The sequence below is a fragment of the Nocardia sp. NPDC060249 genome (assembly GCF_042728755.1).
In the GTDB taxonomy this organism is placed as follows: domain Bacteria; phylum Actinomycetota; class Actinomycetes; order Mycobacteriales; family Mycobacteriaceae; genus Nocardia.
The window spans coordinates 885,071-909,564 of sequence record NZ_JBHXAQ010000001.1 but is presented as its reverse complement, the minus strand read 5'-3'; the positions used below and the strand labels follow the sequence as shown (position 1 = coordinate 909,564).

Below are 24,494 nucleotides of genomic sequence, written 5' to 3'. Positions count from 1 at the left end.
GGACGTGGTTGCATCGATCCCTATGCAGCGTATCCACAATGTGACCCAGCTCGCAGACCTCGACGCCGACGCACTGGCCAGGTGCTATGCCTATCCCCGGCATCTGGACGGTCCGTGGGTGCGGGCGAACTTCGTCAGCAGCATCGACGGCGCGTTCACAGTCGACGGGGTCTCCGAAGGGCTGGGTACCGAGGCGGACAAGACAGTGTTCACGGTCCTGCGTGAACTGGCCGATGTGATCGTGATCGGCGCGGGCACCGTGCGCGCGGAGAACTACGGCGGCGCGCACACCGACCCGCAGCGGCGCATCGCGCACCATCGGCACGGAATCGGCGGTCATCCCGACGGCACCCCGCCACCGATCGCGGTGGTGACCGCGACCGCGAAGCTAGATCCGGGGTCGAGGTTCTTCACCGACGCCGAGGTGGCGCCGCTGATCATCACCACCCGTCACGCGGACCCGACGCAGGTGAGCGCGCTCGAGGACGCGGGCGCGCAGGTGGTGGTCGCCGGTGAGGCCGCGATCATGCCCGCCGCGCTGATCCGGGTGCTGGCCGAGCGCGGTCTGCACCGGGTGCTGTGTGAGGGCGGACCGCATCTTTTCGGGCAGCTGGCCGAGGCGGGCCTGGTCGACGAGCTCTGCCTGACCACCGCCCCGATGCTGGTCGGGGGCGCTGGCGGGCGAATCTCGCTGTCGGCGAGCACTTTCGACCTGCCGATGGCACGCAAGCAGCTGGTGCTCGCCGAGGACGGCACCGTCCTGGCCCGGTGGGCCCGTCGATGAAACCTGGCGCCGAACCTGGCAGTGTGTAGCGCATGCGTTGGACTCGGGCCGCGGCAACGGCCGCGACACTGTCGATCATGCTCGCGGGCTGTGGGGCCGGGCCGTCGGATCGGCCCGTCGTCGCCGTCGAGCGCCCTGGGTCGGGCGGCGGCCAGACCGAGGCGCCCGCACCGCAGGACCTGGCCAAGGCCGAGGTGCCCAAAACCGATCTGGCCTGGCGTGATTGCACCGCGGCCACGTTGAGCTCGCTCGATTTCGGCGCCGCTCCGGCGGGTCTGGTCCTCGACTGCGCCGAATTCTCGACCCCGATCGATACCGCGGGCACCGTACTCGGCACGTTCCGCGCGGGCGCCCTGCGTGCTCGTCTGCCGCAGACGCCCGCCGACGCGGCCCCGCTGGTGCTCACCTCCGGTTCGGACCGTTCGTCGGCCTCGACGCTGGCCGGTCTGGCGATCGGGCCCAACAGCGCCTTGCTGGCCGCGCAGCCGATCGTCGCGGTGGATCGACGTGGCATCGGCGCCTCCCAGCCCATCGACTGCATTCCGGCGCAGCTGCGCGCGGTGATGACCGACCTCGGCCAGACCGGGGTGGGCAGCGCCGATCAGGTCGGGGCCGTCGCCGGCTTCAGCCAGGACGCCACCATCGCCTGCCGCGATTTCCTGCAGCCCTATGAGGGCACGTTCGACGCGCCGCACGCCGCCGACGACATCGAACAGCTGCGCAAGCAATGGCAGGTCGAGAAGATCAACGTGCTCGGCGCGGGCAACGGCGCCAAGGTGGCCCTGAGCTATGCCCGCCGCTACGGCGATCACCTGGCCCGCCTCGTGCTCGACGCCCCCGAACCCGTCGGCGCGGACGCCACCACCATGGCCGAGGCGCGGGTCACCGGCGCCGAAGCGGCCCTCACCGCGTTCGCGCAACGCTGCAAAGCCGCCAACTGCGCTCTCGGCGCCGATCCGCGAGCGGCGGTCGTCGCGCTGATGAACAAGGCAGGCAGCGGCGGGCTCGGCGAGATCTCGGCCGCTGACCTGTCGACCGCGCTCATCGGTTTCCTGTCCAGTCCCCGCGGTGATCAGGCCAATCGGGTCACCGCCATGGCCGACATCCTGGCCGCCGCCGACCGTGGCGATCGTGGGCCGCTGTCGGCGATGGTCGTGCGCGAATCCGCCGCGATCACCTCCGACGGCGAGTTCGTGAACCGGTGCACCGACAGCCAGCAGCCCCCGACCGCGGACAAGGCCCGTGAACTCAGCCAGACCTGGGCGAGCAAATATCCGGTATTCGGGCGCAATGCCGCGATCGGGCTGATGGTCTGCTCGGCCTGGCCGGTCTCCACCGCGGCGCCGCTGCCGACGAAACTCGACTTGCCGGTGCTGGTGTTCGCCGGTGCCGCCGATCCGATCGTCGGCGGGGCCGCCGCCTCGGTGACCGGTGCGCTCGGCTCGGCGGGTGCCCGGCACGCCACGATGACCTGGCAGGGCTGGGGCCATCCGGTGGTCACCCACTCCGGGTGCGCGCAGAAGGCCGTCAACGACTACCTCGCCGAGGGGAAACTGCCCGCCGACGGCGGCGCCTGCCCGGCCTGATCCGACCCGGGCAATCACCGGGTTTCGGCGCGTCATCCGGGTCCGGCGACACCATCGCTACCCGATCCGGTGTACCGTGCCCCAGTGTTGTTCCGACAGCTCGAGCCCCGTACCGCTCGCACCTCCGCCGAGGTGATCAAGTTCGCACTCTGGCCCTTCGCGGTCATGATGGTGCTGAACCGCGTCTTCATCAAGGCGATCAACGGTTTCGTCACCGACGACTACCGGCCTGTGTACAACGCCTCGTTCGAGTTCCTGAACGGCAGGCCGCTGTACACCGCCGACTTCTCGTCGGTCGACCCGCACTATCTCTACTATCCGAGCGGAACGCTGCTGATCGCGCCGGTGGCGATCATCGATTACGAGCTGTCGCGGTGGCTGTTCATCGGGCTCAACGCGGTCGCGATTCTGCTCGCCTGGTATCTGCTGCTGCGCCTGTTCAAGTTCGGTCTCGGTTCCATCGCCGCGCCCGCGCTGCTGCTGGCGATGTTCGCTTCCGAGACGGTGACCAACACGCTGGTCTTCACCAACGTCAACGGCTGCCTGCTGCTGGCCGAATTGCTGTTCATCACGCTGCTGCTGGCACGGCGCGACCTCTGGGCCGGCGTGGCGCTGGGATTGAGCATCGCGGTGAAACCGACGCTGGCGCCGTTGCTGCTGGTCGCGGCCGTTCGCGGCCAGTGGAAGGTGTTCATCACCGCGCTCGGTGTGCCGTTGGTGCTCACCGCGATCGCCTGGCCGCTGTCGGCGGACCCGGAGAAGTTCTTCACGCATGTGATGCCGTACCTGGCTGAGACCCGCGACTACTTCAACAGTTCGGTCGGCGGCAACGGGCTCTACTACGGGCTGCCGGAATGGCTGATCCTGCTGGTCAAGGTCCTGATGGCCGGCGTGGTCGCGGTATCTCTGTGGCTGCTGTGGCGCTACTACCGCCATGACGAACTGTTCTTCGTCACCACGTTCTCCGGTGTGCTGCTCACCGCGTGGTTCCTGCTGCCCTCGCTGGGCCAGATGTACTACTCGATGATGGTGTTCCCGTTCCTGATGACCGTGGTGCTGCGTAATTCCGTGTTGCGCAACTGGCCCGCGTGGCTGGCGATCTTCGGGTTCATGACCTACGACAAGTGGCTCTCCGATCGCTGGCAGGGAGTCGGGCGCAATCTCGAATACCTGCGGGTGACCTTCGGCTGGGGCCTGCTGCTCATCGTCGTGTTCTGTGTGCTCGGCGACCGGTATCTGGCGGCACGTCGCGAGGGCAGGCTGCAGTTCGGGATCGACCCGACGTGGATCGCGAGTGCGCCCGATTCGCGGGACGGCACCGATGAACCCGCGCCCGTCGCACCGGTCGAGCAGACCCCGCCGCACCGCGAGGATCCGGTGGCTCCGGTCGAGGATCGCGAGCCCGCGCTCAAGTAGTTATCGGCCGGTGACGCACCGCTCACGGCGCGCACCGGCCGAAACCATTAGCGTGGAGCCATGAGTTCCGATACTTCGTTGCCCACGCCGCGCATCCAGCTGACGCCGCAGCAATGGCGGGCGAAACTGGATCCCGAGGAATACGCGGTCCTGCGCGAGGCCGCCACCGAGCGTCCGTTCATCGGCGAATACACCGACACCAAGACCGAGGGTGTCTACACCTGTCGCGCCTGCGACGCCGAGTTGTTCCGCAGCACAGAGAAATTCGACTCGCACTGCGGCTGGCCGTCGTTCTTCGATCCCGCCGATTCCGACGCGGTGATCCTCAAGCCCGACGACACCCTGGGGATGCGCCGGGTCGAGGTGGTCTGCGCGAACTGCCACAGCCACCTCGGGCACGTCTTCGAAGGGGAGGGCTACCCGACGCCCACCGACCAGCGGTACTGCATCAACTCGATCTCGTTGCGCCTGAAGCCCGCCGGCGAATAACGGTCACACCAGACCGCGCACGTCCCACACCCACACACCGTCCACCTGCTCGGCCGGGACGCCGAGCAGGGCATCCACGGTGCGACGCAGGGCATCATCGCTCTGCGACGGCGGCAGCACCATCACGTCGGCGCCCCAGTACCGCAGGTCCGCGATGGCCTGCTCGCGCCGAGCCCGGTCGATGACCGGAACCGTATTGGTCTTCCGGACCAGCATGAGCAGCACGGCGGTGGATCGGGGGTCGGCGCCATAGCCGGCCCCGTGGTCCGCGCCGACCGGGCCGACGAAGTAGCCGCCGACCAGCGGGAAGGCGAAGTCGGCGTCGATCTGCCACCGTAGCGCGATGGCATCTCCCGAGGTGGGCGGCGGTACGATCACCACCGAGCCGTCCGAGACGTACTGGCGCACAGTGCCGTCGGCGAAGAACGCGGGCGTCTGCGGGCGTTCGGTGACGGGCAGCATGGTCGGCGCGATGGGCAGCAGCGCGAAGGCCAGAGCGCCGAACCAGGCAACCGGTCGCCGCATCGTGGCAGCGGTGCGCAGCGATTCGATCGCCCGCTGGGTGCCGAGGACCAGGACTATCGCGATGGCCGGAATGGCTATCATGGCCAACCGCGATTCGATCATCCCGTTCAGTGGCGGGATCCATCCGAAGGCCAGCCACGGCATCGGAATCATGGAGTATTCGCCCTCGCGGAAGCGCACGACGCCGTCGAAGGACAGCACGATGCCCATCGACAGCGCCGTGAACACCACTCCGACGATCACGGCGGCCCGCACTATGCGCTCACGCCGCAGATAGAACACGGCCACGGCGACGAGCAGCAGTAGCGGCCACCCGAAGTAGGTGTTGTCCTCGGTCGGATTGATGCTCACGTCGGGGCCGAACGAGAACATGCTGCCCGCCGATTCCGGCGAGAACTGGACCAGCGACAGAATGTCGTTGCCGACCCGGCCGATCCCGACGAATCGATACGACTGCGGTCCGGCGAACTGCCACCACAGCCCGAAACCGGTGAGCGTCAGTGTGATCAGTGCCGCGAGCAGTATCGACGGGGCCGCCGCGCGCGCGGTGAGCGCGATAGCGCCCGGGGTGGGCAAGTAGGCGAGGGCGAAGGCCGCGAAGCCGAGCGCGAAGATCAGCAGCGGCTCCTCGCCCAACGTGAGCTGCAGCGCGACCAGCAGCCCGAGCACGACGGCGGCGCGTGGCTGCCAGACCGGTCGCGCCCCGACGGTGTTCTCGGCACGGCGCGCCATTTTGATGACCTGCACAGCGATGAGCGGAAGCAACGCGAGGACGACGAAATTCGCGTGCCCATTGGTGTGCGCGATCATCGCGGGTGCGAAGCCGCAGAACAATCCGCCGATGGCTGCGGCGAATTTCGAGCTCACCAGCTCGCGCGAGAATGCCCAGTACCAAGCGAATGCCGTGCTGAACAGGCCGAATGTCAGCGCCGACACGAAGGTGACGGTGGGCCCGAACAGCAGGGTGATCGGCGTGAAGGGTACCCCCCAGCCGTACATGAGGGTATTGGCCATCATGTTCATGCCGTCGGGATAGTTCTGCAACTGGGTGCTGAACGGACTGTCCAGGTGGGTGAGGTTTCGCGCGGTGACGGCGTAGAACCACTCGTACAGCGTCTGGTCCTGATCGCTCTTGGTCAGGTAGCCACTGCTCGGGTTCGACCACAGCCCGGCGAGGACGAAGACCGCGAGCGACAGGTAGCAACCGGCGACGATCAGGTCGGTGCGCGCCGAGCGCAGCCACCGCGCCGGAGTTCGCCGCGACTCGACCGTTTCCGGTGCGGTTCGATCGGTCACTGCTGTGCCGGATCGACCTTGTTCGGTCCGATCCGTTCCCCACCCTGAAACCACGCGCGAATCTCTCTCACCCTCATTGCCACAATCAGCCCGCTCACGATACTCGAGTGCGAAACCGCGGCGACACCAGGCCGAGACGAAAGGCCCTCTCCGCGAGAGGGCCTTCGGTGTTCGCGCCGCTTACGGCAGTGCGGTGATCAACTGTTCGACCTCGACGCGCGGTCCGGTGAAGAACGGCACCTCTTCGCGCACGTGCAACCGAGCCTCGGTGGCCCGCAGGTCACGCATCAGATCGACGATCCGGTGCAGTTCGGGGGCCTCGAAGGCGAGGATCCACTCGTAATCGCCCAGCGCCATCGAGCTCACGGTGTTGGCCCGCACGTCCGGGTATCCGCGCGCGGCCTTGCCGTGATCGGCGAGCATCTTGCGCCGCTCCTCGTCGGGGAGCAGGTACCACTCGTAGGACCGCACGAACGGGTAGACGCAGATGTAGTTCCCCGCGTCCTCGCCTGCCAGGAACGCCGGAATGTGGCTCTTGTTGAACTCCGCGGGCCGGTGCACCGCCACGTTGCTCCAGACCGGAGCGCTCGCGCGGCCGAGTGCGGTCGTGCGGCGGAAATCCGCGTAGGCGGCTTGCAGGTCCTCGACCCGCTCGGCATGGGTCCACAGCATGAAATCGGCGTCGGCCCGCAGCCCCGCGACGTCGTAGATCCCGCGCAGCACCACGCCCTTGTCGGCGAGTCCGTCGAAGAACTCCCGCGCTTCCTTGATCGCCCCGGCCCGGTCGTCACCGAGCACGCCCGGCTGAACCTGGAACACCGAGAACATCAGGTAGCGAATAGTGGAGTTGAGAGCCTGATAGTCGAGTCGCGCCATGGATCTATGGTGCCACTGCGGCGTTTTCGCCCGCCGCTGGGGCTCAGTCCCCCACCGGCCTGCCCGCCCGCCACGGCGACGACTCGTCACTGCCGAACACCGAGGTCACCGTCGTCGCCTCGCCGTCGCGGAGTTCGACCGGCCCGAGATCGGGATCGAGAATCAGCCTTCGCGCGTTGCGCTGCTCATCGGCATTGGTCACAGCGGGCGATCATGCAGCACCGCTATCGTCGATGCCCACTGACACGCCGCTGGTCAGCCGGCGAAGCTGTCAAGTCCGGTGAGCTCACTGGACTTCGGTCCAGAGACGGGCGGCGGCTGACGACACGTCTCACGCCTTCGCGCCGAGTACCGCCAGATCTTCGATCCCGCGGTAGTGAATGCCGGTCATGCCGACAGACCGTGCGGCGGCGACGTTTTCCGGCCGGTCGTCGATGAACACGCAGCGGTTCGGCGCGGCGCCTGCCGCTTCGGCGGCGAGTTCGTAGATGCGCGGGTCCGGTTTGGCGATGCCGACGGCCGCGCTGCTGATCACGGTGTCGGCGAAATCGGTGAGGCCCATCCGGGTCAGATGGGCGTCGAGGTCGTCCATCGCGTTGGTGACCAAGACCAGCGGGACGCGCGTGCGGACCTCTGCCAGCAGATCCCTGACCTGCTCATCGACCCAGAAGTCGACTGCGGCGAAGGCGTTGACCGCCTGAACCGCATCGGGGTGACCGCCGAGCGCCGCGGTGATCGAAGCCAGCCACTGTTCGGCGGTGGCCTGTCCGAGAATGGCCGGGCGTATCTGCTCAGGGGCGAAGGCGGTGGCCAGCACCGGTAGGCCGTAGCGCTGCTCGAGCTCGCGCTGACCGTCGTGGTCGAACAGACGGAGTACGCCATCGAGATCACACAGCACCGCATCGAAACTCAGCATCGCCCCATTGTGCCTGCGCCACTGGGTGACTCACAGCATTCACGCGGCACCACTGTCGATGACACGCTGTGGGTCGGGCCTGGATCAGCGCTGCGCGCTCCCGATCTGCGAGGTAACCACGCGCTCGGCGGCGGCGGTTCCCGCAGCGACGCAGGCGGGGACGCCGACGCCGTGGAGGTAGGCGCCCGCTACCGCGATGCCGTCGAGGGCAGCGATGGCGGATTCGAGAGCCGCGATCCGCTCGGTGTGGCCGGGGGCGTACTGCGGAAGGCCGCCGGGCCAGCGCTGGACGACGGCTTCGAGCGGGTCGATCGGGATGCCGGTGACGGTGGACAGGTCGGCGACCGCGGCGGCGATGAGGTCCTCGTCGGTCCAGGAGAGGGGTTTGTCGTCGCCGAGGCGGCCGAAGGAGGCGCGGACCAAGGCGACGTCACGCTCGGCCAGATGGGGCCATTTGCGACTGGACAGGGTGAACGCCTTGGCGCGCAAGGGTTCTCCGGTGGCCACGAGGATGCCGGAGTTGTCCGGGAGTGGGGTGTCACGCGGGAGGGCCATGGCGACGAGCGCCGAGGAGGACAGCTCGATACCGGCGATTGCCCGCGCCGCTTCGGGCGCCACGTGGTGCAGGAGGCGGCCTGTGACCGGGGCGGGCGTCGCGATGACCACAGCGTCGACGGCGCCGAGCGGGTCGACCACCCAGCCACGGGGTGCACGGGCTACGCGCGTCGCGGCCATCGTCGTGACCAAACGTGCTCCCGACGCGTCGGTCAGCGCGGCGAGCAGGGCTGCGTAGCCGTCACGCAGCCCACCGAACACCGGGGCCGAGCTGGGTGCGGGCATCGCCGCGCGGACCGCCTCGGTGAGGCTCGAAGCGCCGTCGTCGAGCGCCTCGGCAAGGGTCGGTAGCGCGGCACGGACGCCGATGGAAGCGCTGATTCCCGCGTACACCCCGCCCAGCAACGGATCGACACTGCGCTCGACGACCTGTCTGCCGAAACGGTCACCCACCAGGGTCTGCACGTCGACGTCGGAGCCTGGCTCCCAGTGCAGCGGACGCTGCGCTTCGGTGGCGACGCGCTCCAGCGTCGCATCGTCGACCAGCCCGCGCAGCGACTCGGCATCGGACGGAATCCCCATCAGGGTGCGCCCCGGCAGCGGATGCGCCGATTCCTGCGCCCAGATCAGCGGCCGTTTCCCCGCGGGTCGCACCAACTGGTCGGCCAGGCCGAGTTCGCTCATCAACTCGATCACCTCGGGCCTGCGCCCCACGAAGGCCTCGGCACCGAGATCTATTGGCTCCCCGGCCAATTCGCGAGTGTGCAGCACGCCGCCGACTCGTCCGCTCTGCTCGAGTACGACGATGTCGACGTCGCGCCCCAACCGCTGCCGCAACCGATAAGCCGCGACGAGCCCGCTGATTCCGCCCCCGATAACCGCGATCCGCATGCCTCGACCGTAGCCGTGCGGCGCGCCGCCCTGTCCGACGCACCGGCTCCGATGTCGGCTGTGTCACCAGCGCGTCGGCGTTCGTGAGCCGGACCTACAGGGAGTGCACCAACTCGACCAGGGCGGTCAGCACACCGGGATCGGTGTCGGGCAGCACGCCATGACCCAGGTTGAAGATGTGCCCGGTCGCGCCGAGCGTGATCGCCTCGTCCGCTTCGCGCACGATCCGTCGCGTCTCGGCCTCGACCGCGTCGAAACCCGCGAACAGGATCGCGGGGTCCAGATTGCCCTGCAAGCCCTTCCCGGCACCGACTCGACGCACGGCATCTGTCAACGGCACCCGCCAGTCCACACCGACCACATCGGCACCGGCCTCACCCATGGCACCCAGCAGTTCGCCCGTGCCGACGCCGAAGTGAATGCGCGGCACCCCGGCCGAAGCCACCTCGGCGAACACCCGCTCCGAGTGCGGCAGCACGTACTCGCGGTAATCGGCCAGCGAGAGCGCGCCCGCCCAGGAATCGAACAGCTGCACCGCGTCGACCCCGGCCGACAACTGGGCCTGCAGGAACGCGATCGTGATGTCGGTGAGGGCGCCGAGCAGGGCGTGCCAGGTCTTCGGGTCGGCGTGCATCATCGCCTTGGTGCGCTCGTGCTGCTTGCTCGGCCCACCTTCCACCAGGTAGGAGGCGAGGGTGAACGGAGCGCCCGCGAAACCGATGAGCGGGGTGTCGCCGAGCGCGCCGGTGAGCAGTCGCACGCCCTCGGTGACCGCGCCGACCTCTTCGGCACGCAGTCGAGGCAGCGCGCGCACATCGGCCTCGGTGCGCACCGGTGAGGCGATGACCGGGCCCACGCCGGGCACGATGTCGAGGTCGATGCCCGCGGCCTTGAGCGGAACGACGATGTCGGAGAACAGGATTGCCGCGTCGACGCCGTGACGGCGGATCGGCTGCATGGTGATCTCACACACCAGCTCGGGGTCGAAGCACGACTCGAGCATGCCGATGCCCTTGCGCAGTTCCCGGTACTCCGGCAGCGACCGGCCGGCCTGACGCATGAACCACACCGGGCGCCTGCTCGGCGTCGCGCCGGTGGCGGCGGCCAGGAAGGGGGCATCGGTCAACCGGCGGCGGGTGTAAGTGCTCATCACGGTTCATCCTAAGCGCCGAGCCCGCGGGAACCTCACGCCCCGGCGGGTGTGGGACCGCCCACACGGTCAGCCGATCGAGTAGCCGATACCCGCCGGCCCCGTTCGCGTCGCACATCGCGCATCGCGCCGACGCCGAGAATGCACCCTACGCAACGCGACCCGCACGCAACGCGCTCGGCGGCGCGCCTCCGACGGCGCCGGGCACCCACGGTCTACCGTTCCTCCTCGTGACACCGCTCGACATCCGCGACGGCGCCGCACCGACCGGGGGAACGCCCCGCGAGCCTGCTCTTTTCCGGGCGGCGGTCGATGCGATGGGCACCGCAACAGTGCACCCCCGAATCGAGCTGGCGCCTATCCGTCCCCCGCAACGGTTGGCGCCGTTCTCCTATGCGCTCGGAGCGGAGGTCGTCCACCCCGACAGTCCCGTGGTGCCCACCGACTCCGAGGGCGACGCGTTCGGCAGGCTGATCCTGCTGCACGACCCCGACGGCGACGAGGCCTGGCACGGTGTGTTCCGGCTCGTCGCCTACATCCAGGCCGACATCGACGCCGCACTGGCCGCCGACCCCCTCTTACCCGAGGTGGCGTGGAGCTGGCTGGTCGACTCCCTCGAATCGCGCGGCGAACCGTTCACCGCCCTCGGCGGCACGGTCACCGCGACCAGTTCGGTCCGCTACGGTGACATCGCGGGCCCACCCCGCGCGCACCAGCTCGAGCTGCGCGCGTCGTGGACGGCTACGACCACCGACATGCGACGTCACGTCGAAGCGTTCTGCGAAGTGCTCGCCTTCGCCGCCGGGTTACCGCCCGCGGGGGTCACTCATTTACGACCGGAGTCCTATACCCGCACCGATCGCCCTTGATCGCCACGTAGAGTTCACGTTTATGTCGGTCGCCGAGGAACCCACCGCAGCAGAGCCCCTGCTCGCCCCTGCCGAGGGGGTTCCACCTGTGCTGGCGACCGCCGACGAGGTCGCCGCGGCCGCCAAAACCCTCGCCGCAGGCACCGGCCCGCTGGCCGTCGACGCCGAACGCGCGTCCGGTTTCCGCTATTCGGCACGGGCGTACCTGATCCAGCTCCGCCGTGAGGGCGCGGGCTCGTTCCTCATCGACCCGATTCCCGTCACCGACGCGCTGACCCCGCTGGCCGAGGCGATCAACGACCTCGAATGGGTCCTGCACTCCGCCGACCAGGACCTGCCCGGCCTGGCCGAACTGGGTCTGCGCCCCGCCCGCCTGTTCGACACCGAACTCGGCGGCCGCATCGCCGGCTACGAACGCGTCGGCCTGGCCGCGATGGTCGAAAACCTCCTCGGCCGCTCGCTCCGTAAAGGCCACGGCGCCGCCGATTGGTCGAGCCGCCCGCTGCCCGACGAATGGCTCAACTACGCCGCCCTCGACGTCGAGCTGCTCCTCGAACTCCGCGACACCGTCGCCGCCGACCTCACCGCCCAGGGCAAACTCGACTGGGCCGCAGAGGAATTCGAGCACGTCCGCACCATGGACCCGCCCACGCCCAAGGCCGACCGCTGGCGCCGCACCTCCGGCATCCACACCCTGCGCCGCACCCGTCAACTGGCGATCGTGCGCGAACTGTGGACCACCCGTGACGAACTCGCCCGCGCCCGCGACGTCGCCCCCGCCCGCATCCTGCCCGACTCGGCCATCGTCACCGCCGCCACCAGCGAACCCCGCTCGATCGCCCAACTGCGCACCCTCCCCGTCTTCGGCGGCCCGCGCCAACGCCGCTACTCCCGCGACTGGCTCGCCGCCGTCGAACGCGGCCGCACCCTCCCCGACAAACAACTCCCCCCACTCACCCTCCCCTTCGACGGCCCACCCCCGGTCAACCGCTGGGAACGCCGCGACCCGATCGCCGCCGCCCGCCTCACCACCGCCCGCGGCGCCATGGGCGAACTCTCCACCGAACACTCCATCCCGGTCGAGAACCTCCTGTCCCCCGAACTGGTCCGCCGCCTCTGCTGGGACGGACTCCCCGACTACAAGAACGTCGGCACTCCCGAGGAACTGTCCGCGAGGATCGACGCGTTCCTCCTCGCCGGCGGCGCGCGCCACTGGCAGCGCACCCTCGCGGTTCCGGCGCTCACCACAGCGCTGACACCCGCACCTGCATAGGCACTACATTTCGATCGGACACCCTCCGTGACCACCCAGGCTCCAGACCACAGTTGGGCCCAACGGTCGGTGGTGAGTTCTCAATCGAGGTGAGCGATATATTCCGGGTTTACCATCCACACATTGAAGCTATGCATGGACCTACGGAGGCGGACGATCACTTTAGGAAGTATCCAAGTTATCTGATTATCGCCGTCGATACATCCGGGCGGGTGATTCGGTGGCCCGATAACTGATTCGATTGCGTGCGCGAGAGAAACAAATTCCTCCACTACGTAACCAGCTGTCGATTCTCCATCAGAGCGGCGAGCAGGCACCGTATCGATCGCGGAGAAGAAGCAGTATTTCACCTCGCCTTCCTCGACCTTTGAACTCACTGTCGACTGCTGCACGTCTATATCAGTAATCAGTACCCCATCGTCCTCGGAGTCATAGCTTTCATGCCAACCTACGATGTCGCAGAACCTTCTAAAATTATCGAGCGTCCAGGTCCAGTCGAATTCGGACGCGACGGCAACCTTCGCCGCAACCCTCCGCTCGGTCTCGCGCCTGTTAGTCGACCTCCTCGCGGCAGCAGCCAAATCATGACGCTGCCTGCGCGCGGCATCGACCATACGGGAGAACACAAGCAGATCGGGAGCTGACCCAGGTGACACCGTGAACAGTTCAACAAATTCGCTCAACTTGTCAACACTGTGGCCGACAATCCACATTCCGTTGGAAAATCCCTCAGTTATCGACTCCACAGAATTTCGATGGTAGCTGATGTGATCGACAGTCCAAGAATTTTGCAATGCTTCCAATGTGCCGTCAATACGTAAACCATACGACGCCACATCACCCAATCTGATCTCGCCTGCCATGCATCGATTTTCACACAGCACGGCATCTGGGGACACCATTTCCAACAGATTGTGTATTCTGATTACTCCACTACTGCCCATATTTGCTTGCCCTCTCTATGAACTCTTCGATCTGCGCCGGAGACATATCTTCTACACCAGCCAGTTCGTCGGACAGCCCATCTTTCCCATGTATTCGATCAGATACGTTAAAGCCCATATCTCTTAGATCATGTCTCACGTCGTAGCTTCCGGGCCTTCGCGAGGTTCCCGTGGCAGGTCAATGCTGCGATATCGCTACGGCGTTCACGAACCGAGTTCTGCCCGCAACTGTGCGGCCAGCTCTGCCGCTTGCGCAGGCGACCATGGAATAACTCCGTTCTCCGCCATCAAAGCATGGAACTGCTGGCTTTCATACGGCGTGCCCGGAGGCAGGGGCGAGATATGCCAGTGGACATGAGCATTGCCCTGTTGGCTACCAAGCGACAGCAGATAGGTTCGTTCGGCTGGCACAACAGCTTCGACAGCGCGGGCAATCCTGTAGACGACTGCCTGTAGCCGCAGATACCCGTCGTGCTCGAAGTCTCGCACCACATGCTCGAGGTGCAGTTTCGGCGCTACCAGAACATGCCCGTACATCGTCGGATACCTTCCGAGGAAGGCGATGTGCGTTCCGTCGTCGAGCAGTACCTCATGTTCGGACCCCGGTTCCCCGGCGACCAGGTCACAGATGAAGCAGGACCCTGATCGCACCCGTTCTTCATACTCCGTCAGATCGAACGGCACCCGTTCCTCGTGCACGTTAATTCGCCCGCAATTCAAGCCCGGCGTAACCACCGATCGACGGCAGTCGCAACAATTGGGGTAACCGATTCCGCGAGGCTAGCAACATTTCGCCTGCCTTTCGGATCACGAAATCGCACTGAACTAAATGGGGAGTAGAAGGTACCATCCTCCCAGGGAGTCACCGCACCCCCTACTTCCTCATACAGAGAGGTCAACTTCTCCGAAAATTGCGAGTCCAAAAGATCATTTGAGACATAGAGGTCGAGAGGTAACGGAACAGAGCCCAGCGCAGATGGCGTCGGAATCGTCTGCTCTATATCTATGGAACCGTACAGCACACCGGCAATGCCGGACATGCGACGAAGAAGCTTCCTCGTAAATTCCTGTCGCTTATTCGCGAGCGCAATCTGTTTCTTGTCGAGGTATTCGATTGGCATGCCGAGCTCCTCGGCCGACATGTTGACTGCGATAGGGTACCGATCACGGTCCGACCATCGACGCGCGTACTCGCAATACGCAGGTCCCATTCGCGGAAGCTGGAATAGCTCTCCGATAATTCGGCCGTCTGCTACCGATTCGACGGTCCCGTCGCTACTGTTCGACCCATCTAATAGTTCCCCGATCGAACCATCTTCACCCGAAGCCACTGAAACAATTCCGGTAGAAGATCCGATCTTACCAAGGATCGCCTTTGTTGCGTCAAACGCGTCTCGTTCGGATTCAGTCGAGTAAATTGTTACCGTAACAAACGGCGCAGAGGGCTGTTTTCTCGACATTGTCACATCAACTCCAACCCATCAGTCTGCCCATAGCCGCTACCTGGCCATAACTTGGACGAAATGCCGTCACCAGCTCTCCATTTGCTCTATTGAATTGCGCCACGAAATACTTTCCGTCAATCTTTGTAAGATATCCATGAGTATCAGTGTTGCCGGTACTCCACTCGAACGGGCTCTTGCTTCGCATGGCCCGCTCGATCATAGACCGCCATTCGTCGTATCGCTCCGTGTCTGTAGGGTTCATATGATCCTCACGACCGAACCATTCATGAGCATGCCTGGTAAACGAGTGTTTGAGTCCTCCATCTGTAATCTTGGGACAAGGTACCAGACCTAGCGGGTCGGTCCACGTAGTCGGGTTATGAGGATAGGTGTTCGGATTCTGGGCAGGGGCCAATCCCAGCGGATCCTGTGTGGCAAAACGACCCGTGTCCGGATCATAAATCCGAAAAAGATTGTAATGGACACCGGTTTCAGGGTCGTATTGTTGACCTTGGAATCGGTGGGGTGTGTCAGCACCTTTCCATCTGGTGTTCCCCCATAGAGTAGTGACGGCCGTTGAGGATATTTCGCCAGTGTCGGGGTCAACAAGATGGGTGGGGCTACCGTCCAGGTTGGTGACGATTGCCCAGAATTGGTCATCGGTCGATTGCGTGAGTGGGATATGGCTGGTGGGGTGGTAAGTCCAGGTGTAAGTACTGGTGCCGGACGGGGAGGTCGTGGATTGCTCGGTGAGATGAACACCGTCCCAGGTGAAATCGGTGCGGGTTTCACTTGCAAGGTGTTGTTTGCTGGTACGGCGGCCGAAGGCATCGTAAGTGTAGGACCAGGTATCGCCGTCCGGGGTCGTGACTTCTACTAGTTGATCGAATGCGTTATAGCGGTAGTGCCAGATCGAGGGTTTACGGGAGATCCGAGTCCGCTCTTTGCGGATGAGGCGCCCGGCAGTGTCGTAGTAGTAGCGGGTGCGTCCGGCGCGAATGAGGAGGTTATTGCGGTACTCGAAGCGCGGATCGATCGCGGGTTCGGGTGAGTTGGGAGCGGTCCTGATCGGATCAGGTGGCGCCGACAATGCGGGGACGTCAGCGCTGATCAGATTCGAGAGGGCGTCATAGGTGTACTGCTCGGCTACACCGACGCTCGGTGTAGTGATCTTGGTAATTCGACCTATTAGGTCGAGGGTGTAGTCGCGACGGCGGCTCGTGCTGGTTGTTGTGGTGGAATGACTGGTGATGTAACCGTCCGGACGCCAGGCATACTCGTCGCGTTCGAGCAGTTGGACCGGTGCGCTGGTGTGTGGATCGAGCTGTACAAGTTCGCGGCGCACGGTGTGGCCGGTGGAACTGAAAGAGTTGTGCTGCCCGACACCGCTACTGTGCCAGCTGTTTTGGCGTCCGACCGGGTCGTAGGTGAAGTCGAAGCGGTGGCCGTTAGCGGTGAGGGCGGCGATCTGTCCTGTCGGAGTACGTTCGTAGCTGGTGACAGCGCCACCGGGACCCGATTGCCCGATGCGACCGCCGTGACGGTCGTAGTCGTAGGCGCTGATGCGTCCATCGACGTGCTGGGTCAGTGTCCGGCCGGCAGGGGTGTGGGCGAACGTAACGGTATGGATGATGTTGGTGTAGTGGCCATTTCGCGCTGTCGCTAGTTGCCCTGTCGGGGTATACGTGTTGCTGATCCATTCGCCGGTGTCGGTGCTGACACCGGTGAATCGACCAAGAACGTCATAGGTGAGGCGGCGTTGGACACCGGCGGGTGTGGTGATGGTGGTGGGCCGGTTGAGCAGGTCGTAGTCAGTATGGGTGACCGAGCCGTTGTAATCGGTTTCGGTGCAGACGTTGCCGATGGGGTCGTATTCGTAGGTCCAGGTGTCACCGAGCGGGTTGGTTATCGAGGTGAGACGGCGTTCAGTGTCGTAGGTATACGCGGTCATCGCGCCATCGGCGGTTTCGCGGGTGTTGATCAAGTCGAAGGTGCCGTATGTATAGCGGGTAAGTGCACCGATCTGGTTCGTGTGGGTGAGCAGGTTCGCTTCGCCGTCGTACGTCCAGGACTGAGTCACGCCGTCGGGATCGATGAGGGCGAGCAGCTTTCCCTCAACCGAGTAGTGATGGGTGCTGGTGTTGCCGCAAGGGTCGGTGATGTGGATGGGTCGGCCGAATGTATCGCGCTCGACGATGGTTATCGCGTTGGTAGGTTCGATGATCCGGATCGGTAGCCCGGCGGCATCGACATCAATGCCAGTAGTGGCACCCGTCGAGAGCGTGATCGAAGCCGGCGCACCACACGGATGGTGTGTGTAGGCCGTGCTGACACCGTCGGCATCGGTAATGCTGGTGAGGTTGCCGTGCTCGTCGTAGGTGCGAGTGTTGGTAGTGCCATCGACATCTACGATCGCGGCCGGGCGGCGGGGCGCGGCGTAGGTGATGGTGATGGTCTGTTGATCGGGGCGTCGGAGTAGGACCAGGTCGCCGTCAGGGTTGTAGAGGTAGACGGTGGTGTTGGCGTAGGCGTCCACGTGGCGGACCGGTTGGCGGTACTCGTTGTAGTCGGTGATCGATGTCGCGCCGCGCGGATCGATCTGGTTGCGCAGGCAGAGGTCTTCGTCGAACTCGTAGATGGTGGTGGCGCCGAGGGAGTTCGTGTGATGGGTGCGCGACCGCCCGAAGTCCGGAAGTGATTCATATGCGAAGGTCGCGGACAGGATGTTGTCGGTGCCGACTTGTTCGACAACCCGCCCGGATCGGTCGTAGGTGTTGCGCATTTCTGTGCCGCGGGAGTCGCGCCAGGACAGCATGCGGTGTTCGTTGTCGTAGCGGAAAGTCGTGGTCGCGCCGACACCGTTGGTGACCGCGGTGAGATCACCTGCTGTGTAACCGAATTCGCGGACGGTCGTTTCGAGCGATTCCCCGGTCGGGGTGGTGCCGAGCACGGTCAGGCCGGTGACGCGGCCCTCGGTGGTGTCGACACGGACGCGGTATCCGCCGGAGTGGGTTACTTCGGTGGGTTGGCCGGTGCTGGTGTAGTGGAAGGTGATTCGGTTGTGGTGGCGGTCGGTGATCGCGGTGATCGGATAGTTACCGAGTGAGGTTTCGGGGCCGACCGCCACGGTGGGTCGGAATATCCAGGTGAGTTCGCGTTCTGGGTCGTGGACTGAGTATTCACCGGTTTCGGTGCGGGTCATGGTCGCGCGGGTGCCCTGGTGGACCGGCCGGACTGGGACGTCGGGGGCGGTGTGGGGGAATTGCCACACCTCGCCGTCGGGTCCGAGGAACCGGACTCCGACCTGGTCTATTTCGACGCGCATGTCCAGGGTCGCGGCCCAGGAAGGTCCGAACCATCGGCCGAAGCGGTAGGACGAGCGGTGCCGGCGGGTCAGGACGAGTGCCAGTACGCCGGGGAGTTCGATATCGGTTGCGGGGAGCAGGAATTCGCCGGTCGCGACGTCGACGGGGTCACCGCAGTCAGTGGTTTGTTTCGCGGTTTTGTTGAGGTCGGGTTTCTGTGAGTCGGTTTGGTCGGGAAGCTTGCTGGTATCGCTCGGAGTGTTCGCAGGTTTCGTGCTGCCCGGGGTGTCCGGGTTGTCGGTTGTTTTCAATGGTGTGTCGGGTGTGCTGGCCGGATTCGTGGGCGTGTCAGGCTGTTTGGTGGTCGACGGTGTTGTCGAGGTGTCGGTGTTCTTCGTCGCCGCGGGGCTCGTGGTGGTGGTGTCGGCGTTCTTCGAGGTCTTGGACGGGGTCTTCTTGAACGCCTTCGCGATATCACCGAACGCTGACTTCAATTGCTTGAGCAACGGCTTCAGCTTCGACATCGTCTTGGCCAGCTTCGAGAACAACTTCGAGATCGTCGCGACAGTCTTGGCGATGTAGGCGGTGGCTTGGACCGCGACCAGCGGGGTCGCCAGACCGACCGAGAACACCAACTCCGCCGCCCATACCGCGAGACGACCCACAGTCTGGGCCACCAAGTCACGCACGGTTTCGCGGACCGCGGCCACGATGCCACCCGCCATCCGGATCGCGGAAGCTGCCGCGGTCGCGGCAGTGTTGGCCGCGGTGAGCAGATTCGTGGTGTTCGACGCCGCTGACTTGTAGGCGGTGGCGGTTTGACCGGTCCAGTCCGCGACATCGGCAGTGACCGCGGCGTTCTGGGCGGTGGCTACCTCGCTGATGCGGGCGGCGACGTTGTCCCAGGTCTTGGCGTAGGCCTCGATCTGGGCGGGGTCACCGGCGATCCAGTCCAGGGCGTCTTGCAGGGGTTGGCAGTGTTCGATGAGCCAGCCGACGCCGTAGCCGGCCAAGGTACCGAGCGGGTCCACGACCAACGAAACAGCTTCGGCTCCGAGACCGACCACACCGAGGCCTACTTCGATCCAGGAACCGCCCGAGATCGCGTCGGACAGGTCGGTGACCGAGCTGACCAGACTGATGCCGGTGGACCAGTCGGTGGTGTCTTCCTTGGCCGCGATCAACGGGTTGGCGGCCATTACAGGCCGGACTGCTGGGTCTTGAGCGCGGCAGCGTTGGTGGTGTCACGGGTGGTGAACGCGTCCGCGACCGCGGTCAGGTTCGAGCTGGTGTTTCCGAAGGCGTCGATCGCGGCCTGGATCGCGTCGATGCCATCGGTCTCGACCGAGTCGACGAACAACGGCCCCAAGAAAGCACAGAGTTTCCCGAACGCGTCGGAGGGGGCCGAGACGGCTTGGGCTGCTTCAAGGGCTTCGGTCAACCCCGAACCGGCCGAGGTGACGTTGGTGGCGTGGGTTTTGATCTTGTCCGGGGAGATGCTGAGTTCCCCACCTGCGCCTGCCATGGTGATGCCCGCCCCTCGTGTGATGCCACCGAGGTTCGGCGGGCGCACTTTGCCCGCGACCTGCGATGTCGAACCTGATCGAACAGGTCCGACCCCGAGGGTTCAGACCTGCGGCACGCAGTGCCAATGGCCGAGCGTAGCGGATACGACAGGGTCGGTAAGTGCGGTGAAATCGATGGAACCGGAAGGGGCTTCGGCGCGTCTAAGGGCGTGAAGGAGTGCCATCTCAGGTGCCGGTCGGGTGTGATGCGGTGGGCGGTGAGGATCGACATTCGACCGTCATTCGCGATCGCCGGGCGTTGCCATGGGTTGTTGTCGAGGGTTGGCAGAACTGTGGCAGGGCGGAACTCGGTGGAGTTGTGGAGGTTTCATGGGGCGGAGGCGGTCATGTGAATTGGGTGGGGTGGTGTCGTAAGCTGTGCGCAACGACGGGGTGGCCGGGTGCGGGGAGCATTCGGGTGGCCGTGGGGTTGGTGCGGGCTCGGCCGGACGGTGTGGCTCGGTGATCGGGGAAGACGGAGGATGCTCGTGCGGCGACGGTCTGTGGTGGTGAGCGCGGTGTTGTGTGGAGTGTTTGCAGTAGCGGGGTGTTCCACTACCGAGAGTGGGAATGCGCAGCCGAGTGCGTCCGCAGATCTGTCGGCGGCGACAGCGGCTCTGTGGGATCCGTGTTCGCAGATTTCGGATTCGACCCTGGCTGGGTTGGGACTGGACGTCGCTTCTGAGCGCTCTGGCATCTTGGGGGCCGAAGAACCTGGATGGAAAATCTGTTTGTGGGACGAGGCTAATTTTCCGCCCAGCTATGGCGCAAGCGTGGCCACCACTGTCCATACTGTCGACGAGGTCCGAGCAAAGACCAACAACATCGAATTCAAAGACGTCACTGTCGCCGGTCGCCAAGGCGTGCAGTTCCGGCAAAGCAACTATGACGCAGACGAAGAATGCAACTTCGTTTTTCCGACGTCATCGGGATCTGCGCAATTCGGCATCATAAATACGACTTCAAAATCGAAGGGCGTAGCCCCCTGCGATCGGATTCGTCCAATCGCCGAGGCCGTCGTCCCAAATCTTCCGAAGTAGGGCGTAAAGAAGGGGGGTCGGCGATGGCTCCGACCGAGGAAAAGAGTCGTTGGCAGTTTCTCAACGAAGAGGCCAAGGCAGGAAGACTGTACTTGGACGCATCAGTAGCCAAGAGTTGCCGAGACGCCAGTAACAAACAGATTGCGCTGTTCGGGCAATTGAAGACCGACCTTCGAATGCTGTCGAGCGTGACCGGCTTGGGTCGCTTCAACTGCGCCGACGAACTCGCGAAAATGCTCGGGATGAAAGCTGTTGGCGGCGAACGAGACTTCGATACTGCATTCAAGGAGCACATCGAAGTCCTCGAACTCATCCGCGACACCATCGAGATCTCGGTGAAGAAGTACGAAGACCAGCAAACAGCCCAAGCACAAGCACTGACTTCGCAGGGCGCCAATATCCCCGGCGGTGATCAATAATGTCATTCTTGGACAATGTCCTCAGCGCCGTACCGATCGGTCGCGAATACGTTCAGTTGAAGAATTATGCCGAAGGCAGCAAGCCGACCCGATCAACGGATGAGAGTCCGGACGCATCTGTGGCACGGAATCGGCTGACGCAACTAGAATCCACGTTCGACGGCACCTATCAGAAGTCGAAGGTTCTCCCCGCCTCCTACGAGGATCCCAGCGGATTGTCGGACCTGTTCGAGCGGGTCTCCGCGATGTCGATGAGCGATGTGAACACTCTGCACACCCGCTGGGAGACGCTGCGCAACAAGCTCGAAGAGGGATTCAAGACCTACGACGCCGAGATCGCGAAGGCGATCTCGGAGAAGTGGACCGGCAACGCTGCGGCGAGCGCCGGTAAGGGGATTCAGGAGTACGTCGAGAAGTCGGGGAACCTCCTCGGGTCGGCGCAGATGATGGCCGAGAAGGTGAAGCTCGTCGAGTCGGCCATGCAGATCACCAAGGATCGGGTGAAGCCGCACGAGGGCTCGACGATCAGTGGGATCGCGAGCTACATTCCCGGGCCGACATGGAAGATGGACAGCCACAACGCCGACACCGCCAAATCCGAAGGGGCGGAAGTGGTCAGGGGCGTCTACTACAAGGCGATAGGCGAAGCGGATACGAACGTCCCGCTCGTCCCCCAGCCGTACAACCCTTTGGATACCGGCTCGAAGCTGGACGACGGCAACGGCAGCAAGAACGACACCACCGACAACAAGAAGTCGACCACGCAACAGCCCACCACCGAACAGCCCACGACCGAACAGCCGACCACCGAGACGCCGACGACGGAGGACCCGTCCGACGACGACACCGGGGACGACACCACTCCGTCGAGCACCGAGCCCGCGGCGACGACACCGCAGTCCACCGTGCCGACCACGCCGACTTCACCGGCAGGCACCACCCCCGCGTCGACGACTCCGATGGGGACCGGTGGCTCTCCGGGTGGAGGTTCTCCCGGCGGGGGGACACCGGGTTCCGGCGTTCCAGGAGCGGCCGTTCCGGGCACACCGGGTGGCGCAACCGCGGGAAAGGCCGGTGCCGGTGCAGCAGGCGCGGGTTCCGGGGGTGCGGGCCGCGGAATGTCGGGCATGGGCGGTATGGGTGCCGGAGGCGGAAGGGGCGGGAAGGGTGATGACGAGAAGGAATCCGGAACGAAGGACTATCTGATCAATCAGGAAAACGGTGAAGAACTCACAGGGCTCAGCGAGGATCAGCGAGCCAAGACGGTACCGCCGGTGATCGGCGCATGAGTCAGGGACAGTGGCAGTTCAGTGCGCTCGGGTTCACGGTGCTGTGGCGCGCGGCGGATCGCGACGTGCTCCCCTATCCCCTGCAGACGCAGGCGGACGCGGTGACCGTGGACGACTACGACCGGCTGTGGCAGGACGAGGCACAGCGCATTCTGCCGATGTTCGACCACTCTCTGGAAGCCGCACTGCGGATTCTGCTCGAGCCGGAAGCGCGATTCGAGCTCGCCGGGTACGGCGACGGGGAGAAGTTGCGGTCGTTCGCGGCGGTGCGGGAGCAGCAGGCCGTGCTGGTGGAACAGCAGCGGGTGCCGCTCGACCACGAGGGTGGTGACATTCGGATGAGCATGCTCGAGATCGAGCAACTGCCCGACAAGCTCCTTGCCCGGCTGCCGAAGACGGCGGCGGCAGGCGGGGACGTGTTCTCGCTGAACAGCAACGACTTCGACGAGGAAGCGCCCTACGATCCGTGGGCGGCCGACCGGCGCACACCGCAGCAGAAGGCGGATGATTTCTTCGGGCGGACCCGGTCGACGCTGGTATACGTGGCGGGCTATCCGGGCGCCGCGACGGACAACCGGCCACAACCCGGACAGGGCTTCCACGTGATGGATTTCCCGGATGGGCGCTACCTGGTCACCGAACGAGGTTCTGTGATCGAGGCGCGACCGTGCGATACCGGCGATGCCCGAGGATCGTTGGTGCGGTTGATGAAATCGGCCCTCGCGATCTATCGCGAAGACAACGAACCCGCCTACCGATAGACAGGCATCGACCCCTGCCGTGCGTTGCGGCAGGGGTCGATGGTGTCACTGGGCCGGTGTTCGGTGCGCTTGTTCGACGAATTGGTTGGTGTAGGTGGCTTCGAGGTCGATGCGGTCCCGGACGGGGGCCACGTTGCGGGAGTATTGGCCCAGGATGCGGAGGACGTTCTGGGCGCCTTCGGGTTTCATCAGACCGTCGCCGTTGAACATGCCGATCGAGTCGCGGATGGATTTCGTGTAGAGGGCGGGGTCGCTGCCCGCGTATTGGGAGGGCATCTTCGCGGCGATCTCGTCGGGGGTGTGGGTGTCGATCCATCGCAGGGTCTGGACGAAGGCGGTGGCCAGTTTCTGGACGATCTCCGGGTGGGCGGAGACGGTGTCGCACTTCATGTACAGCGACGAGGCGGGGTACAGGCCGCCGAGTGCCGCGCGGGTGCCTTCCTCGTTGCGCATGTCGGTGAGGATCTTCGCGTCGCCGGACTGGACCATCTTCGCCACGGTGGGGTCGGTGGTCATGCCCGCGTCGATGCCGTCGTGGTTCATGCCCGCGATGAAGGTCTGTCCCGCACCGACTTTCACCCGGGTGTAGTCGGAGGTGCGCAGACCCTCCTGCCCGGCCAGCGCCTGGGTGAGGAAGTCGGTCGACGAGCCGAGCGAGGTGACGCCGAGGTTGCGACCGCGGAAGTCGGCGGGCGAGCGGATGACGTCGGCGTCGGCCGTGGCGACCAGTTCCACTTCGCCCGGCACGTCGGCGAACTGGACGACGGTCTGCAGGCACTGGTCCTTGGCCTGTAGGTCGATGGTGTGGTCGTAGAAACCGACCACGGCCTGGACGTCACCGGTGAGCAGCGCGGTTTCGGCGCTGGCGCCGGACTGTTCGCCGAGCAGCTTCACGTCGATGTCGTTGGCCTCGAACGCGCCGAGCTGCTGGGCGAGCATCGCGGGCAGGTAGATCACCTTCTCCAGACCGCCGACCATGATGGTGATCTGGGGCCTGCCGTCGGCCATCGGAATCGACCGCGAATCGCGGCATCCGGTGGCCAGCAGCAGCGAACTGATCGCGAGCAGGGCAAGGGCGAAAGGTTTGCGGTATCTCATCG

The 24,494-nt window shown here is 65.0% G+C and carries 22 protein-coding genes; 10 read left to right on the top strand and 12 right to left on the bottom strand.

Annotated elements, in window-relative coordinates; genetic code table 11:
* Positions 1-22 precede the first annotated feature (22 nt).
* The 4 genes from ACFWFP_RS04005 to msrB all read left to right on the top strand — a co-directional run bounded on the left by ACFWFP_RS04005 (position 23) and on the right by msrB (position 4,275).
* On the top strand, positions 23-784 hold the full coding sequence (locus ACFWFP_RS04005) for a pyrimidine reductase family protein (protein ID WP_379293005.1): 762 nt from the start codon (positions 23-25) through the stop codon (positions 782-784).
* A 32-nt stretch (positions 785-816) separates the two neighbouring features.
* Positions 817-2,370 carry an alpha/beta hydrolase gene (locus ACFWFP_RS04000; protein WP_379293003.1) on the top strand — a complete coding sequence of 518 codons (1,554 nt, stop codon included), beginning with the start codon at positions 817-819 and terminating at the stop codon, positions 2,368-2,370.
* An 84-nt stretch (positions 2,371-2,454) separates the two neighbouring features.
* Complete coding sequence (locus tag ACFWFP_RS03995; RefSeq protein ID WP_379293002.1) at positions 2,455-3,786, top strand: glycosyltransferase family 87 protein; 1,332 nt, start codon at positions 2,455-2,457, stop codon at positions 3,784-3,786.
* Between the two features lie 60 nt (positions 3,787-3,846).
* A complete protein-coding gene (msrB, locus tag ACFWFP_RS03990; protein ID WP_379293001.1) occupies positions 3,847-4,275 on the top strand; it encodes a peptide-methionine (R)-S-oxide reductase MsrB in 429 nt (142 codons plus the stop codon).
* 3 nt (positions 4,276-4,278) lie between these two features.
* Here the strand turns inward: msrB and ACFWFP_RS03985 are convergent, their stop codons facing one another.
* The 6 genes from ACFWFP_RS03985 to hemE form a co-directional block, all read right to left on the bottom strand.
* Positions 4,279-6,096 carry a glycosyl transferase gene (locus tag ACFWFP_RS03985; protein ID WP_379293000.1) on the bottom strand — a complete coding sequence of 606 codons (1,818 nt, stop codon included), beginning with the start codon at positions 6,094-6,096 and terminating at the stop codon, positions 4,279-4,281.
* Between the two features lie 180 nt (positions 6,097-6,276).
* Positions 6,277-6,972 carry a hydrogen peroxide-dependent heme synthase gene (gene hemQ, locus ACFWFP_RS03980; protein WP_379292999.1) on the bottom strand — a complete coding sequence of 232 codons (696 nt, stop codon included), beginning with the start codon at positions 6,970-6,972 and terminating at the stop codon, positions 6,277-6,279.
* Between the two features lie 43 nt (positions 6,973-7,015).
* A complete protein-coding gene (locus tag ACFWFP_RS03975) occupies positions 7,016-7,174 on the bottom strand; it encodes a hypothetical protein (protein ID WP_379292998.1) in 159 nt (52 codons plus the stop codon).
* A 129-nt stretch (positions 7,175-7,303) separates the two neighbouring features.
* Entirely contained in the window at positions 7,304-7,888 is a 585-nt protein-coding gene (locus ACFWFP_RS03970; RefSeq protein ID WP_379292997.1) for an HAD family hydrolase, read from the bottom strand.
* Between the two features lie 84 nt (positions 7,889-7,972).
* Positions 7,973-9,334 (bottom strand): protoporphyrinogen oxidase, encoded by a 1,362-nt coding sequence (locus tag ACFWFP_RS03965; protein ID WP_379292996.1) that lies wholly within the window; start codon positions 9,332-9,334, stop codon positions 7,973-7,975.
* A 94-nt stretch (positions 9,335-9,428) separates the two neighbouring features.
* Positions 9,429-10,484 (bottom strand): uroporphyrinogen decarboxylase, encoded by a 1,056-nt coding sequence (hemE, locus tag ACFWFP_RS03960; protein WP_379292995.1) that lies wholly within the window; start codon positions 10,482-10,484, stop codon positions 9,429-9,431.
* 317 nt (positions 10,485-10,801) lie between these two features.
* On the opposite strand from hemE, the gene ACFWFP_RS03955 reads away from it, so the two are divergent.
* Together ACFWFP_RS03955 and ACFWFP_RS03950 are read left to right on the top strand one after the other, a co-directional pair.
* Positions 10,802-11,353, top strand: a complete 552-nt coding sequence (locus tag ACFWFP_RS03955) for a DUF3000 domain-containing protein (protein ID WP_379293757.1) — start codon at positions 10,802-10,804, stop codon at positions 11,351-11,353.
* A gap of 22 nt (positions 11,354-11,375) precedes the next feature.
* Positions 11,376-12,626, top strand: coding sequence for an HRDC domain-containing protein (locus ACFWFP_RS03950; RefSeq protein ID WP_379292994.1), 1,251 nt, complete (start codon positions 11,376-11,378; stop codon positions 12,624-12,626).
* 80 nt (positions 12,627-12,706) lie between these two features.
* Here the strand turns inward: ACFWFP_RS03950 and ACFWFP_RS03945 are convergent, their stop codons facing one another.
* The 5 genes from ACFWFP_RS03945 to ACFWFP_RS03925 form a co-directional block, all read right to left on the bottom strand.
* Positions 12,707-13,489: a DUF6301 family protein gene (locus ACFWFP_RS03945; protein ID WP_379292993.1), complete on the bottom strand. Its 783-nt coding sequence runs from the start codon at positions 13,487-13,489 to the stop codon at positions 12,707-12,709.
* Between the two features lie 285 nt (positions 13,490-13,774).
* The gene (locus ACFWFP_RS03940) at positions 13,775-14,254 is read right to left on the bottom strand and encodes an HIT family protein (RefSeq protein ID WP_379292992.1); all 480 of its coding nucleotides are present in this window, start codon (positions 14,252-14,254) and stop codon (positions 13,775-13,777) included.
* Between the two features lie 32 nt (positions 14,255-14,286).
* A complete protein-coding gene (locus ACFWFP_RS03935) occupies positions 14,287-14,691 on the bottom strand; it encodes a hypothetical protein (protein ID WP_379292991.1) in 405 nt (134 codons plus the stop codon).
* Positions 14,692-15,037: 346 nt separating this feature from the next.
* Entirely contained in the window at positions 15,038-19,519 is a 4,482-nt protein-coding gene (locus ACFWFP_RS03930; RefSeq protein ID WP_379292990.1) for a DUF6531 domain-containing protein, read from the bottom strand.
* Positions 19,519-19,845 (bottom strand): type VII secretion target, encoded by a 327-nt coding sequence (locus tag ACFWFP_RS03925; RefSeq protein WP_379292989.1) that lies wholly within the window; start codon positions 19,843-19,845, stop codon positions 19,519-19,521. The genes ACFWFP_RS03930 and ACFWFP_RS03925 overlap by 1 nt, the downstream gene beginning before the upstream one ends.
* Positions 19,846-20,367: 522 nt before the next feature.
* On the opposite strand from ACFWFP_RS03925, the gene ACFWFP_RS03920 reads away from it, so the two are divergent.
* The 4 genes from ACFWFP_RS03920 (at position 20,368) to ACFWFP_RS03905 (ending at position 23,394) form a co-directional block, all read left to right on the top strand.
* Positions 20,368-20,925 carry a DUF3558 domain-containing protein gene (locus ACFWFP_RS03920; RefSeq protein ID WP_379292988.1) on the top strand — a complete coding sequence of 186 codons (558 nt, stop codon included), beginning with the start codon at positions 20,368-20,370 and terminating at the stop codon, positions 20,923-20,925.
* 23 nt (positions 20,926-20,948) lie between these two features.
* Positions 20,949-21,344, top strand: a complete 396-nt coding sequence (locus ACFWFP_RS03915) for a hypothetical protein (RefSeq protein WP_379292987.1) — start codon at positions 20,949-20,951, stop codon at positions 21,342-21,344.
* A gap of 119 nt (positions 21,345-21,463) precedes the next feature.
* Positions 21,464-22,633, top strand: coding sequence for a hypothetical protein (locus tag ACFWFP_RS03910; RefSeq protein WP_379292986.1), 1,170 nt, complete (start codon positions 21,464-21,466; stop codon positions 22,631-22,633).
* The gene (locus ACFWFP_RS03905; RefSeq protein WP_379292985.1) at positions 22,630-23,394 is read left to right on the top strand and encodes an ESX secretion-associated protein EspG; all 765 of its coding nucleotides are present in this window, start codon (positions 22,630-22,632) and stop codon (positions 23,392-23,394) included. The genes ACFWFP_RS03910 and ACFWFP_RS03905 overlap by 4 nt, the downstream gene beginning before the upstream one ends.
* A gap of 45 nt (positions 23,395-23,439) precedes the next feature.
* Here ACFWFP_RS03905 and ACFWFP_RS03900 read toward each other — a convergent pair whose 3' ends face one another.
* Positions 23,440-24,492: an ABC transporter substrate-binding protein gene (locus tag ACFWFP_RS03900; RefSeq protein ID WP_379292984.1), complete on the bottom strand. Its 1,053-nt coding sequence runs from the start codon at positions 24,490-24,492 to the stop codon at positions 23,440-23,442.
* Positions 24,493-24,494: the final 2 nt, after the last annotated feature.

Bases quoted from the DNA above. Each gene is read 5' to 3' on its own strand.
- ACFWFP_RS04005 (WP_379293005.1), top strand. From the start codon at position 23: ATGCAGCGTATCCACAATGTGACCCAGCTCGCAGACCTCGACGCCGAC.
- ACFWFP_RS04000 (WP_379293003.1), top strand. From the start codon at position 817: ATGCGTTGGACTCGGGCCGCGGCAACGGCCGCGACACTGTCGATCATG.
- msrB (WP_379293001.1), top strand. From the start codon at position 3,847: ATGAGTTCCGATACTTCGTTGCCCACGCCGCGCATCCAGCTGACGCCG.
- hemQ (WP_379292999.1), bottom strand. From the start codon at position 6,972: ATGGCGCGACTCGACTATCAGGCTCTCAACTCCACTATTCGCTACCTG.
- ACFWFP_RS03970 (WP_379292997.1), bottom strand. From the start codon at position 7,888: ATGCTGAGTTTCGATGCGGTGCTGTGTGATCTCGATGGCGTACTCCGT.
- ACFWFP_RS03965 (WP_379292996.1), bottom strand. From the start codon at position 9,334: ATGCGGATCGCGGTTATCGGGGGCGGAATCAGCGGGCTCGTCGCGGCT.
- hemE (WP_379292995.1), bottom strand. From the start codon at position 10,484: ATGAGCACTTACACCCGCCGCCGGTTGACCGATGCCCCCTTCCTGGCC.
- ACFWFP_RS03955 (WP_379293757.1), top strand. From the start codon at position 10,802: ATGGGCACCGCAACAGTGCACCCCCGAATCGAGCTGGCGCCTATCCGT.
- ACFWFP_RS03950 (WP_379292994.1), top strand. From the start codon at position 11,376: ATGTCGGTCGCCGAGGAACCCACCGCAGCAGAGCCCCTGCTCGCCCCT.
- ACFWFP_RS03945 (WP_379292993.1), bottom strand. From the start codon at position 13,489: ATGGCAGGCGAGATCAGATTGGGTGATGTGGCGTCGTATGGTTTACGT.
- ACFWFP_RS03935 (WP_379292991.1), bottom strand. From the start codon at position 14,691: ATGCCAATCGAATACCTCGACAAGAAACAGATTGCGCTCGCGAATAAG.
- ACFWFP_RS03930 (WP_379292990.1), bottom strand. From the start codon at position 19,519: ATGGCCGCCAACCCGTTGATCGCGGCCAAGGAAGACACCACCGACTGG.
- ACFWFP_RS03925 (WP_379292989.1), bottom strand. From the start codon at position 19,845: ATGGCAGGCGCAGGTGGGGAACTCAGCATCTCCCCGGACAAGATCAAA.
- ACFWFP_RS03920 (WP_379292988.1), top strand. From the start codon at position 20,368: ATGCTCGTGCGGCGACGGTCTGTGGTGGTGAGCGCGGTGTTGTGTGGA.
- ACFWFP_RS03915 (WP_379292987.1), top strand. From the start codon at position 20,949: ATGGCTCCGACCGAGGAAAAGAGTCGTTGGCAGTTTCTCAACGAAGAG.
- ACFWFP_RS03905 (WP_379292985.1), top strand. From the start codon at position 22,630: ATGAGTCAGGGACAGTGGCAGTTCAGTGCGCTCGGGTTCACGGTGCTG.
- ACFWFP_RS03900 (WP_379292984.1), bottom strand. From the start codon at position 24,492: ATGAGATACCGCAAACCTTTCGCCCTTGCCCTGCTCGCGATCAGTTCG.